Annotated in this window: 11 protein-coding genes, 1 pseudogene and 1 riboswitch; of the genes and pseudogenes, 11 read left to right on the forward strand and 1 reads right to left on the reverse strand. The window is 43.0% G+C overall.

Annotated elements, in window-relative coordinates; genetic code table 11:
• Positions 1 to 11: 11 nt before the first annotated feature.
• The 11 genes and pseudogenes from EL144_RS10935 to EL144_RS10985 all read left to right on the forward strand — a co-directional run.
• Positions 12 to 1,421 carry a GspE/PulE family protein gene (locus tag EL144_RS10935; RefSeq protein ID WP_005704570.1) on the forward strand — a complete coding sequence of 470 codons (1,410 nt, stop codon included), beginning with the start codon at positions 12 to 14 and terminating at the stop codon, positions 1,419 to 1,421.
• A complete protein-coding gene (locus EL144_RS10940) occupies positions 1,414 to 2,652 on the forward strand; it encodes a type II secretion system F family protein (RefSeq protein WP_005704569.1) in 1,239 nt (412 codons plus the stop codon). Before EL144_RS10935 ends, EL144_RS10940 begins: the two co-directional genes overlap by 8 nt.
• The gene (locus tag EL144_RS10945; protein ID WP_032995328.1) at positions 2,649 to 3,341 is read left to right on the forward strand and encodes a prepilin peptidase; all 693 of its coding nucleotides are present in this window, start codon (positions 2,649 to 2,651) and stop codon (positions 3,339 to 3,341) included. The genes EL144_RS10940 and EL144_RS10945 overlap by 4 nt, the downstream gene beginning before the upstream one ends.
• A gap of 52 nt (positions 3,342 to 3,393) precedes the next feature.
• Positions 3,394 to 4,014 (forward strand): dephospho-CoA kinase, encoded by a 621-nt coding sequence (gene coaE, locus EL144_RS10950; protein WP_005704567.1) that lies wholly within the window; start codon positions 3,394 to 3,396, stop codon positions 4,012 to 4,014.
• Complete coding sequence (gene yacG, locus EL144_RS10955) at positions 4,007 to 4,219, forward strand: DNA gyrase inhibitor YacG (RefSeq protein WP_005701268.1); 213 nt, start codon at positions 4,007 to 4,009, stop codon at positions 4,217 to 4,219. The genes coaE and yacG overlap by 8 nt, the downstream gene beginning before the upstream one ends.
• Positions 4,219 to 4,485 carry a GNAT family N-acetyltransferase gene (locus tag EL144_RS10960; protein ID WP_005704566.1) on the forward strand — a complete coding sequence of 89 codons (267 nt, stop codon included), beginning with the start codon at positions 4,219 to 4,221 and terminating at the stop codon, positions 4,483 to 4,485. Before yacG ends, EL144_RS10960 begins: the two co-directional genes overlap by 1 nt.
• A 147-nt stretch (positions 4,486 to 4,632) precedes the next feature.
• Positions 4,633 to 4,749, forward strand: a riboswitch (glycine riboswitch).
• A gap of 103 nt (positions 4,750 to 4,852) precedes the next feature.
• Entirely contained in the window at positions 4,853 to 6,226 is a 1,374-nt protein-coding gene (locus tag EL144_RS10965; RefSeq protein WP_032995327.1) for an alanine/glycine:cation symporter family protein, read from the forward strand.
• 226 nt (positions 6,227 to 6,452) lie between these two features.
• Complete coding sequence (gene raiA / locus EL144_RS10970; RefSeq protein WP_005704563.1) at positions 6,453 to 6,776, forward strand: ribosome-associated translation inhibitor RaiA; 324 nt, start codon at positions 6,453 to 6,455, stop codon at positions 6,774 to 6,776.
• A 339-nt stretch (positions 6,777 to 7,115) separates the two neighbouring features.
• Positions 7,116 to 9,365 (forward strand): nitric-oxide reductase large subunit, encoded by a 2,250-nt coding sequence (locus EL144_RS10975; protein ID WP_032995325.1) that lies wholly within the window; start codon positions 7,116 to 7,118, stop codon positions 9,363 to 9,365.
• Positions 9,366 to 9,539: 174 nt separating this feature from the next.
• The gene (locus EL144_RS10980) at positions 9,540 to 10,103 is read left to right on the forward strand and encodes a DUF5358 domain-containing protein (protein WP_005704561.1); all 564 of its coding nucleotides are present in this window, start codon (positions 9,540 to 9,542) and stop codon (positions 10,101 to 10,103) included.
• 136 nt (positions 10,104 to 10,239) lie between these two features.
• Positions 10,240 to 11,133, forward strand: a pseudogene (locus EL144_RS10985) (5'-nucleotidase C-terminal domain-containing protein); the annotation flags it as partial.
• A gap of 798 nt (positions 11,134 to 11,931) precedes the next feature.
• On the opposite strand, the gene EL144_RS10995 reads toward EL144_RS10985, so the two are convergent.
• Positions 11,932 to 12,564 (reverse strand): DUF6037 family protein, encoded by a 633-nt coding sequence (locus EL144_RS10995; RefSeq protein WP_005704559.1) that lies wholly within the window; start codon positions 12,562 to 12,564, stop codon positions 11,932 to 11,934.
• Positions 12,565 to 12,573 lie beyond the last annotated feature (9 nt).

Consider the following 12,573-nt stretch of genomic DNA (forward strand, 5'->3'; position numbering starts at 1 on the left):
ACGGTGATTTGATGCAACATTCGATGGAACAACCTTATTCTATCTGTAGCCAACAGGGTGACATATTTACTATTACGCCCGAGTTATGGCAACAAAACCAACAGCAGCAAACCGTCCTTTTGCGTTATTTGGCGCTACCATTAAAAGAAGAACCACAAAAATTATGGCTGGGATTGGATTCCTTAACCAACCTTGCCGCTTGTGAAGCGTTTTCCTTTTTAACAGGGAAAAATATCGAGCCGGTACTCATTGAAAGTGCCGTGTTAAAAACGGCACTGCAAGATTTGGCGCCACATCGAGAAAAACTCGATGAAAATCAACCGCTCTTTTATTCCGTCACGCCTCAGGAGCAACAAGAACAATCCTCCGATGAGCCGACGATTCAATTGCTTAATCAAATTTTTGAAAACGCCACAACAAAAAAAGCCTCCGATATTCATTTAGAACCGCAAGCGGATTTTTTACAAGTCCGTTTTCGTATTGACGGCGTATTACAAGTGCAAAACACCATTGCGCAGACACTCGCCAATCGACTGATTTCCCGTCTGAAATTACTGGCTAAATTAGACATCAGCGAAACCCGCCTGCCGCAAGACGGACGGTTTCAGTTTAAAACGACGTTTTCCGATATTTTGGATTTTCGCTTATCCACACTCGCTACGCATTTTGGTGAAAAAGCCGTATTGCGTTTACAACAGAACCGCCCCGTGCAACTGGCTTTTAGCGAACTGGGCATGACGGAACAACAGCAACAAACATTTCGTCATGCGCTTAGCCAACCGCAAGGGTTAATTTTAGTCACCGGCCCCACGGGAAGCGGTAAAAGTATTTCTTTATATACGGCATTACAATGGCTCAATACCCCCGACAAGCATATTATGACGGCAGAAGATCCCATTGAAATTCAATTGCCGGGCATTATACAAAGCCAAGTGAATCCTCAAATCGGCTTGGATTTCAGTCGTTTGTTACGCACTTTTTTGCGTCAAGACCCCGACATTATTATGCTGGGTGAAATTCGTGACGAAGAAAGTGCCGCTATGGCCTTACGGGCGGCACAAACCGGGCATCTGGTATTATCGACGTTACACACCAATGACGCTGCCTCAGCCATCTCACGCCTACAACAGCTTGGCATTCAACAACACGAAATCGACAGCAGTTTATTATTGGTTATCGCCCAACGCTTGGTGCGTAAACGATGCCAAAAGTGCGGTGAAAATTCCACGCGTTTTTGCGATTGTCATCAAGGTTACAAAGGTCGAATCGGTGTTTATCAATTCCTTCAGCCTGATGTGTCACAAAACCAAAGTTATCAATTAGATTTTCAGAATTTATATGCCAGCGCCTTAGAAAAAGTGAAGTCGCAAGTGACGGATTTAGCAGAAGTGCAACGGGTATTGGGGCAACCGAATGCGTAAACTGAAATTATTTAACTGGCACGGGGTTAACCGTTTACAGCAAAAGCAGAAAGGCACTATCGTGGCGGAAAGCCCCGTGATAGCACAACAACAGCTGATGTCACGCGGTTTACAACATATTAAACTGCAACAAAATTGGCAATTAAACAGCAAGCCTAAAAACGCCGAAGTCTGTGCGTTGCTTTCTCAGTTGGCGACCTTATTACAAGCGGCGGTTCCGTTAAAAAATAGTCTGCAAATTTTATTACAACATTGCACCAATATTGCGCTAAACGCTTGGTTGCGCCAACTTTTAAAGGATATTGAAAGCGGTTTGGCATTTTCCCAAGCCTTAGAAAAACAAAACGTAGAAAAACAAAATCAATATTTGACCTATCAAGATCGCCAATTGCTTAAAGTCGGTGAAATGACGGGCAAGTTACCCACCGTATGCCATGAAATCGCGCAACACAAACAGCAGGCATTGGCGTTGCAACGCAAGATTCAAAAAATTCTGCTTTACCCAGTGTTGGTACTTGGCATATCGCTGATTTTAACCGCACTTTTACTGCTGTTTATCGTGCCGCAATTCGCCGCGATGTATGACAATAGCAGCGCGCAACTCCCGACTTTCACACAGGTGCTACTCACACTGTCGCAAGGATTACAGGATTATTGGCTGCATCTGTTGATTTGTATGGCATTGACTACTCTATTTATTCGCGCCCGCCTAAAGCACTCCCCTTGGTTTAATCGGCAAAAAATTCGATTAATCAATGCCATGCCTGTAGTGAATCGCATCGTGCAACTTTCCCGTTTGGTGGGATTTAGCCGCAGTTTATTTTTAATGTTACAGGCGGGCGTGCCGCTGAATCAGGCTTTGCAGTCGTTTTTACCACAAAATCCAAGTTGGCAAAGATCGCCAAACGTGCAAGGCAATTGGCTGTTAATCGAAGAAGTGCAATCCATTTTACACTGGCTACAACAAGGTTATGCCTTCTCCGCCAGTGTGAGCGGTCATATTTTTCCGTTGGCGGCACAACAAATGCTACAGGTGGGCGAACAAAGTGGTCAGCTCCCTAAAATGTTGCAATTTATTGCCAACGACCATCAACAACAATTGGACTATCAGATCGATCTGTTGTCACAAATGCTGGAGCCGCTATTGATGGTCATTATCGGTGGGCTTATCGGCTTAATTATGCTCGGAATGTATTTGCCGATTTTCAATATGGGCGCGTTGGTACAATGATAGGCATAGCATTTGTATTCGCAGGCTGGCTTATAGGGCGCGTGATTTATGGCTATGTGCATCACTTTGCTTTTCGTTTAAGCCAAGAAATTCATGCCGCCTACATTGAAATCTACCCAGAAAACCCACCGCACTTTGCGCCGGAGAAATCCATATTAACGCCCATGAAAACCAAGATTTCCCAACCTTATTACTGCCTCTTTTTCGCCTTGTTATTTGCCCTTTGCTATTGGCTAAACGAGGACATCTTCACGGCGATATGTTGGGCGTGTTTTTGTAGTTTATTATTCGCCATCTCGGTGGTAGATGGGTATTATCGCTTAATTTCACCCGCCCTATGCCAAAACCTGTTTGCCCTCGGATTAGGCGCAGCCTATTGGCAAATTACACCCCTCACACTGGAACAAAGCCTGCAAAGTGCGGTCATTTTTTTCGCCGTTTTTTCTCTTATCTACTACGGCGCCAAAGGGTATTACAAACAAGAAGCCTTCGGGCGTGGCGATTGTTGGCTCGCCTTGGGATTAGGCGCGTTTTTCTCTTATGAGCAATTACCCGCCTTTTTATTACTTGCCTGCCTTTCGGGCTTGGTTTATGCGCTTTACGGCAAGCTAAACAAACGTCACTTAACGACCATTCCTTTCGGCCCGTTTCTTTCCTTGTCCGGAGTACTGTGTCGGTTGCTTAATTGAGTCCATGGCCTTATGATCTGCACATTCTCAATAGGCTTTTCAGGAAATCAACATGACTTATGTGGTAGGTCTCACAGGGGGAATCGGTAGCGGCAAAAGCACCATCGCCAAATTATTCGCCGAACTTGGTGTACCGGTCATTGACGCCGATATTGTGGCGCGTCAGGTAGTAGAAAAAGGCTCGCCTTTGTTACAACAAATCGTTGCACACTTTGGCAGGGAAATGCTGTTAGAAAACGGCGAACTCAATCGCGCCGCCTTGCGAGAAAAGGTGTTTAATCACGAAACCGAAAAGCAATGGCTGAATCAATTATTACACCCCGCCATTCGCACCGAAATGCTTAACCAACTGGCACAACAACGTGCGCCTTATTGCATTTTTATGGTGCCTCTATTAATAGAAAATAAACTGACCGCACTTTGCCAACGGGTGTTGGTAGTGGATGTGAGCGAACAAACCCAACTGACGCGGGCAAGTCAACGCGATAACAATCAATTAGCGTTAATCAAAAATATCATGCAATCGCAAGTCAGCCGCTCGGAGCGCCTACAACACGCCGATGATGTCATCAATAATGATGCGGATTTAAGCGAAAGCCTGCCGCAGTTAAAGCAAAAAGTGTTAGACTTGCACCATCATTATTTACAACTTGCGGAGAAATTTAATGACTGACGAAACCTTTAGTGTGCCTTGCCCGATTTGTCATAAACAGGTTGAATGGTCGGAACAAAGCCTCTACCGGCCATTTTGTAGCAAACGATGCCAGTTAATTGATTTGGGAGAATGGGCGGCGGAAGAAAAAGCGATTCCTTGTGATACCGCCGATTTTGCCGAAAACGGTTTATTAAATGAAGACAGCGATTGGGTGAAACACTAATGCAAATTCAACATGAAGAAAATCACGCGCAAGGCGCCTTTTTTATTTTAGATGATCAACAACAACGCGTTGCGGAGTTAACCTATTATTTTATCGATGAAAAAACGATTAATGCCAATCATACTTATGTGTCCGAAACCTTGCGCGGACAAGGTGTGGCGGATAAGTTATATCAAGCGTTGGTCGCTTTTATTCAAGAAAATCAACTGAAATTAGTACCAAGCTGCAGTTATATTGCAAAAAAATGGCAGCGTGATAACCCGTAAGATTGAGATTTTGACATTATCTTGCTAAAATCCACCGCACTTTATGTGCAAACATAAATTGTTCGGATGAAGGTAGCTGGAGAGCGGGGAATTGACCCCACGCCGACGAGGTAAAATCTTTCAGGCGCGATGGCAGGGACTGTTACTGGACGAACCCTTGGAGAGATCCGTGTGCAACATTTAGCACTCACGGACGCCGAAGGCGCAAAGAAGCCATAAAAAAAGGCTTTTCAAACGCTCAGGCAAAAGGACAGGGGCAGGAGATTTTGGTTGGCATAACTCAATTTTATTGGGTTATTTTCTTTATTATCTATCCGCAAAATTCTTTTCGCCTCCTTGTAATCAGGTTATTTACGAGGAACCTCAAATGTCATTAGAAGACGTTTTATCTGCAATAAACACATTCGTGTGGGGCCCGCCCCTACTTATTTTATTATCCGGCACGGGATTATATTTAACGCTACGGCTGGGTTTTATTCAAATCACACAGTTACCGCGCGCATTGCGTTATTTATTCAAGCGAGATTACGGTCTTCAGCAAAAAGGGGATGTGTCCTCTTTCGCCGCCTTATGTACGGCCCTCGCCGCCACTATCGGTACGGGGAATATCGTGGGGGTTGCCACAGCCGTGCAAGCCGGTGGTCCGGGTGCCATTTTCTGGATGTGGTTGGTCGCATTACTCGGTATGGCAACCAAATATGCGGAATGTTTACTGGCGGTGAAATATCGCGTGCGTGACAAAAATGGCTTTATGGCGGGCGGTCCGATGTATTACATCGAACGCGGCCTCGGCTTAGGCTGGTTAGCCAAATTATTTGCCATCTTCGGCGTATTGGTGGCTTTTTTCGGCATCGGCACCTTCCCGCAAGTCAACGCCATTACTCACGCCATGAACGACACATTCAACGTACCGATAGAAATGACAGCCGCCATCATTACTTTGCTTGTCGGGTTAATCATTCTTGGCGGTGTGAAGCGCATTGCGTTGGTGTCATCTTACATCGTACCGTTTATGGCGGTATTTTATGTGGCGACATCCATCATCATCATTCTGTTAAATTTAGATAAAATTCCGACCGCACTTGGCTTGATTTTACACAGCGCCTTTAACCCTCAGGCCGCGTTGGGCGGTGCACTTGGTTTCACGGTAATGAAAGCTATTCAGTCAGGCGTGGCGCGGGGGATTTTCTCCAATGAATCCGGCTTGGGAAGCGCACCGATCGCCGCTGCCGCCGCGCAAACTAAAGAGCCGGTACGTCAAGGACTGATTTCTATGACAGGGACATTCCTTGATACCATCATCGTCTGCACCATGACGGGAATCGTATTAGTGCTTACCGGCGCATGGCAAGCACCTGGCATGGCGGGAGCCGCTGTGACGAACTACGCTTTCTCGCAAGGTTTGGGTTCATCTATCGGTGCGACCATTGTCACCGTCGGCTTATTATTCTTCGCCTTTACCACGATTCTAGGATGGTGTTATTACGGTGAACGCTGTTTCGTGTATTTGGTCGGCATCAAAGGCATTAAGTTCTATCGTATAGCATTTATCATTTTAGTCGGCTTTGGTTCATTCATTCACTTAAACTTAATTTGGATTTTGGCGGACATTGTGAACGGCCTAATGGCGATTCCTAACTTAATCGCATTAATCGGCCTGAGAAAAGTCATTATTGAAGAAACCAAGGACTATTTCACCCGCTTGAGCATCGACAAGTCGGATCGTGATGAAATGGCTTAATTGCATGAAAGATAAAGTGGATATTCAATGCAATATCCGCTTTATCATAACAATTTTCCTCTGCAAAAAAAGTTTCTTTTTTCAATTTTCAGACCTGGATCATGTTTTTTAACTTTTCTCATCAAACCACTGAAAAACCTCTTGAAAAATCAGATCAACATAACTATGTTGTAGCTAAGGATTTCAACCGGGTCGCTCGACCCATTCACAATAAGAGGTAAATGCTATGACATTAAATATCACCAGCAAACAAATGGATATCACCCCTGCAATTCGTGCTCACGTTGAAGATCGCCTTGCCAAATTAGAGAAATGGCAAACCCAATTAATTAATCCCCACTTTATTTTAAATAAAACGCCGAAAGGTTTTTCCGTGGAAGCCTCAATCGGCACGCCAAACGGCAATTTGCTTGCCAGTGCAGAATCGGAAGATATGTATAAAGCCATTAACGATGTGGAAGAAAAACTGGAAAGACAACTGAATAAACTACAACATAAAGGCGAAGCCCGCCGTGCGGACGAACGCTTAAAAGACTCATTTAAAGACTAAAAAACCTAGCAAAATTTCGGCAACCGCCAAAATACTAAAAATAATGACCGCACTTTTCTAAGTGCGGTCATTTGTTTTAGATCAAAAAGCCGTCAGTTATTTTGAATTAACCACTATTCGGTAATACGCTTAGATTATAAATCCGATATAATTACTCAGGTATTTTACTGAAATATGTAAAACCTGCTTTATGCCACTTTGCATATCTGACTTTTATTACTTCTGTGGGAATAATCTCTTCACGTTATCTAACGTATCTCATTGTTCCTATTCTAGTTATGCAATGCGCGCATAAATTCCGTAATACCCTAATCTATTTAATAATCTAGGAGTGATAAAATGGGACAGTATAAAAAGTTCTGGTTCCTGTTAGTTGCCGTGTTAATAGGAGCATTCTCTATTCTCGGTTACTACGGGTTTGAAATCTATCGTGAAGCTCCGCCGATTCCGAAACAATATGTGACGGAACAAGGCGAACCGGTTATCACACATGACAATATTTTACACGGTCAAACCGCTTGGCAAACCACCGGTGGTATGCAGTTAGGTTCCGTTTGGGGCCATGGCGCATATCAAGCACCGGACTGGACCGCCGACTGGCTACACCGTGAATTAACCAACTGGTTAGACATTGTTGCAAATCAAGAATACGGCAAAAACTTCGCCGATTTAAATGATGATCAACAAACCATCCTAAAAAACCGTTTAACCAAAGAATACCGCGGCAGTAAAGTTGACGAAAATGGCACAGTAGTGCTTTCCGCCAACCGTTTAGCGGCAATGGATAAAACAGCGCAATATTATATTTCTTTATATGGTGATGATCCTGCGAGCAAAGCAACGCGTGAACACTTCGCCATGAAAGACAATACCTTGCCGAGCTTAGAAGCCCGTCAAGATTTAGCAAAATTCTTCTTCTGGACAGCATGGACTGCCTCCGCAGAGCGTCCGAATACCCATGCCACTTACACTAACAACTGGCCGCATGAGCCGTTAATCAATAACGTGCCGACACCGGAAAACGTCATGTGGTCTATCGCCAGTATCGTCTTCCTTATTGCCGGTATTGGTTTCGTGGTGTGGATTTGGTCATTTAAACGTCGTGAAGATGAAAAAGATCCGATTTCCCCGGAAGTTGACCCGCTAACTAAATTGCAATTAACGCCATCACAAAAAGCCTTAGGTAAATATTTGTTTACCGTACTTGCGCTTTTCTTCGTGCAAGTGAACTTAGGTGCCGTTGTGGCACACTACACGGTTGAAGGTCAGGAATTCTATGGTTTGGATATTTCCCAATATCTTCCATATTCTTTAGTACGTACCTGGCACATTCAAGCGGCATTATTCTGGATCGCCATGGCATTCTTGGCCGGTGGTTTATTCCTTGCACCGATTATCAACGGCGGTAAAGATCCGAAATACCAAAAACTTGGCGTAGATGTTCTCTTCTGGGCGCTGGTCGTCTTGGTGGTTGGCTCCTTCACCGGTAGCTATTTGGCCATTGCGCACATCATTCCTGAAGAATGGAGCTTCTTGTTCGGTCATCAAGGTTATGAATTCATCGACTTAGGTCGTTTCTGGCAAGCGGTGAAATTTGCCGGTATCTTGTTCTGGTTGGTATTAATGCTACGCGGTACCGTGAATGCCTTCAAACAACCTGGCGATAAAAACTTACTTGCCTTGTTCTTCGCCTCCGTTATCGCCATCGGCTTATTCTATGGTCCGGCATTATTCTACGGCGAACACACACACTTATCCGTGATGGAGTACTGGCGTTGGTGGGTAGTTCACCTTTGGGTAGAAGGCTTCTTTGAAGTATTCTCCGTGGCGGCACTGTCCTTCATCTTCGTAAGTTTAGGTTTAGTTTCCCGTCGCACAGCGACCGTAGCAACCATCACCGAAGCAGCATTGTTCTTAATCGGCGGTATCCCGGGAACCTTCCACCACTTATACTTCGCCGGTGCGACAACGCCAATTATCGCTGTGGGCGCCTCCTTCTCCGCGCTTGAAGTTGTCCCATTAGTTTTACTTGGTCACGAAGCCTGGGAACACTGGGAAATGAAACAAAAAGCCCCATGGATGGATCGCTTAAAATGGCCTATCTACTGCTTCGTTGCCGTTGCCTTCTGGAATATGTTGGGGGCGGGTGTGTTCGGTTTCTTAATCAACCCACCGATTTCCCTCTACTACATCCAAGGCTTAAACACCACCGCAGTACACGCCCACGCGGCATTATTCGGGGTATATGGTTTCTTGGCATTAGGTTTCGTGTTCTTAATTGCACGTTACTTGCGTCCAAACACACCATTCAACGACAAATTGATGAAATGGGGCTTCTGGTTGCTTAACGGCGGTTTGATCTTAATGATCGTCTCCAGCCTATTACCAATCGGTATCATTCAAGGTTACGCAAGTATCTCTGAAGGCTTATGGTATGCCCGTAGTGAAGAATTCATGCAACAACCGTTATTCGACACCTTACGTTGGGTGCGTTTAGTCGGTGACGTCGTATTCATCTTTGGTGCGCTTGCATTCTTATTGCAAATTTTCACCATGGTTTTCTTCAAACCAAAACACACGGCCAATTAAGCTAAATTGAGCAAAACAACAAAGCTGCCGGTTTTAATCGGCAGCTTTTTATTTAAAAAACGCGTAAAAAAATCACCGCACTTTTCGCTCGCTTAAACAAATCATTTATAAATCGCCTACTTATTGCTAGAATAAGCGGCAATTTTTTCGTTATGAATTACCAAAGGTTTAACAATGTTGAAAAAAATTATTTTATCCGGTGCCGTGTTACTGATGGCGGGTTGCTCTCTTTTCGGCACAAAGCAATCGCCTATTCCAGCAGAATATGCACAGGCGGATTACTTGTTATCTGATGCTGATGCTCAGCGTTGGGCTTTCGCCAGTAAGCAGGCGGAGCAATGTATCTACCCAAACTTAACCCGCATTTTGCAACAACACTTCCCGAAAGAAGATGCTTACATTCATTCTCAATACATCTTCTTCTATCCGTTAGAAAACATCATCGGTGAAAAATATGTGAAAATCATTCAAGAGGATGAAAAATCCATGAGTTACGCCACTTATCAGTATAAAAAATTCAAACAGGATAAAGTGGAAGACATGGACAAAGCCCAATGCGATATTTTAAGAAAAAATGCCTTGGACGATCTTGAAGTGGTAAAAGGTCAATATAGAAATGGCATGATTGAGGTGCAGAAAAACCCTGATGGCACGATAAAAAGTACTGACGGCGTGGCCACCAATCAAAATAAATTCTTCTTCGACATCATCAAATGGGGTTCCGCATTACTACTCTAATGCCAAGCCAAATCTCAAACCAAACGCACTTACTTCGTTTATTAAGTGCGTTTTTTCTTTCTGCGCAAATATACTGCTGAATCCATATTGCTTGTGCCATACAAACCGATATAATTCGTCGCAGATTTATCACAAAAAGGAAACCTTAATCACCGAACCACACCGCTACGGCACCGTGGTTTCAGAAGTGGATTTAACGTTTGATATCAACGATAAAAAAGAAGTGAAATTGCTGAAAAAAGAAGCCAAAACCGTACCGGTTAAAGATCTGGCTTCCGATGAAAAAATCGTGGAAATCTACAAACCATATCACGAGAAATTACGTGAATTAAATAACGTAGTTATCGGCCAAGCAGAGAATGAAATGGTGCCACAAGGCAAAAAACATGGCGTAGCCATTGCCTTTGCCAAAGACACCGGTCTGTCTTCTTTCATCTACGATGTTGAGCGTCATTACAGCAATGCCGACGTTGTGTCTTTCTCTTTTGACCACCAAAACGCCCGCATGGATAAAGGTGACATCAAGAAAAAAGACATCATCTTTAACTATCGCTATGCTGGCGGTGATGTGACCGTTTATGAAATGACGGGCAAACAGCTCAAACAATACATGGAATGGTCAGCGGATTATTTCGATACCGTTCAAGCGGGCGACACCGATTATCGCTATAACGCAGAGCGCAAAAAATCCAAATATGTCACCTACGCTCTATTCGGCGGCGTGAAATACAAAATTGATTTACGCAAACCAAGCGGACAAAAAATCGTGGATTTAACCTTAGCCAATGGCAAACCGATCACCGATGACATGAAATTGAAAGTGGGTATGAACTCCTACCGCTTCAACCAACTCCACGGTAAAGGCGGCATCTTTGAAGGACAAGACATCCCTGTGGTGTGGGAATCCAAAGTGGTGATGGGACGCGAAAAGGCATCATCCAAAACATGATGATCAACTACATCACCAACGTAAAAAAGCAAAATCCAAGGTCTTTCTCACAACAATTGGGAAATTATCGGCTTGGAATAAGATAGCCTAAACCGAAAGAAAAAATACCGATGGCAAAAACCATCGGTATTTTTATATGTGAAAAACGTCGCTGAAAACAACCGCACTTTTGTATTAAATATTCCGTAATTTATTGGAATACAACACCAAACTTGAGTGTTGATATATAGCGCTGGTGCGCGTCTCCCGCGACGCGTACCAAATCAATACAGTAAAAGAAAAGCACGCGTCAGGAGACGCGCGCTATCATGGGGAAAATGGTAGACTACAGTAAAGCTCCGGTAGCTGAGCCTAAAATAGAAACAACGAGAGGGTGAGATAGAAATTGCTTGAGTAAAGATTTTACGTTTTCTTTTTCTGCTTCAGAAGCTGTAGAGTTCTCTATTTTCTGAATTAACTCATCAAACGTATTAGTAATGTTTTGGGCGTTATAGTCTCCTATTTGAACATTTTGTGAACCATGAATGTTAATATTCTGTATATTTTTTCCATTGGTCGTGATGGAGGAGTTTGGGTGAATTTTATGTGGTAATGAGGAGGGATACAGCCTAGACTTTTAGAATAACAATCTACCTTTGTAACATAGTAATATTCATCATTTTCATTTGGTAATTTACGAATAATGATATCGCCTTCTGCAATATTTGCTTGTAGATCAGTGACAATAATAGCATCTCGAGTAAAAGAAGCTTCATATGGTCCCTTAAGCGAACCATCTTTTTTTCTGAACGTTAAAGCTTTCTTTTATTTTATTTAATATAGACACCATAAATTCCTCCTTAAGTTATTTTCATAAGTATGTTTAATCATAGGGATACATTATCTTGTAGCAACAAGATTAATAATTTCCTCGTCTGTTCTTTCTTCATCAGGGTTATCACTAAAGAAAAAACTTAAATTTGGGTCATATCTATACCTTTGGTATAGCTCAGGTCTTAGCATTTCAGCTTTATTACTATTTTTTATAGTACGAGATTTTGGGGTACCATTCGCTCTTTTTCCATTTCTTTTAACATCAAAGCAGTAGATAGCATTAGGGTTATTGCCCTCTGCTCTTCGCCCTATAAGCTCTCGCTCTAATAGTGGCTTATTAATCACTTTTTGCATAGGAATAACTCTAGCAAAACATTCAGAAAAATTTATAAAGATTTCTCGAAATCTATTTCCATCAAGTCGATTTATATCAAAGAAATCAAAAAACTCTATTGCTGAATTGAAGTGAACTTCATAAAAATCCGCATATGCCCTTATACTATGATTGGCATCATCTTGATTGATAAATTCTATTTTTGCTTGAGCATAGTTACTCGGTTTTCTTTCTTTTTGAGTATAAAGAGTAAGAATTACTATAGTTTGCTTACCATTATATTCAAAAGGAAAAGAATCTATAATCCATCCTAACCGATTCATATCGTTCAGTAATAACGGTAAATTTTGGAATCTAATAGGCATTTATCAGTC

The organism is Aggregatibacter aphrophilus ATCC 33389, from assembly GCF_900636915.1.
Classification (GTDB): domain Bacteria; phylum Pseudomonadota; class Gammaproteobacteria; order Enterobacterales; family Pasteurellaceae; genus Aggregatibacter; species Aggregatibacter aphrophilus.